Here is a 478-nt window from a genome sequence, read left to right as displayed (position 1 = left end):
CCGCCGCACCGCGCCCCCGGCGCGCCCCACGGCCCGCCGCCGACCCGGTGAGCGACGTCGTACGCTGGGCCGCCTTCAGCAGCGCGCTGGTCCCGGTGGTGCTGCTGATCTGCGGTTCCTCCCTCGCGGGAGCGCTCGGTACGGCCGCCGGGCTGGCCGCGGTCACCACGGCCTGCCGCGCGCTCCTGCGGCACTCCGAGCGCCGGTACGCGCGCCTGACGGGAGACCAGGTCAGCCCGCACCGGGGCCGGCACAGCCGCACCGGAACCGGCGCACACCGGGGCGGGCACCAGCTCGGCCCGCGCTGAACACGCGCCGCGCGCGGCCGGAAAACGCCGGGCGGCCAGGCGCGACCGCGCGCGCCACACCCCCGCGGCGCTCCGATTCACCATGTGCGCACGTCTGTCGTATGACCGGATCGCACATCTGATCCCCCTCGTTTTTCAGCCAACTTCCGGCCGACTCCACACCCTTGCCG

1 protein-coding gene is annotated in these 478 nt (G+C 76.2%); it reads left to right on the top strand.

Annotated elements, in window-relative coordinates; all coding sequences use genetic code 11:
• Positions 1–308 (top strand): hypothetical protein (locus tag G5C65_RS38240; RefSeq protein ID WP_206442751.1); only part of this gene is annotated, 308 nt, incomplete at its 5' end.
• Between the last annotated feature and the right edge of the window lie 170 nt (positions 309–478).

This window comes from Streptomyces boncukensis, from assembly GCF_011045075.1.
Classification (GTDB): Bacteria; Actinomycetota; Actinomycetes; order Streptomycetales; family Streptomycetaceae; genus Streptomyces; species Streptomyces boncukensis.
The sequence above is the reverse complement of the archived record's forward strand: the minus strand, read 5'-3'. Positions and strand labels throughout refer to the sequence as shown.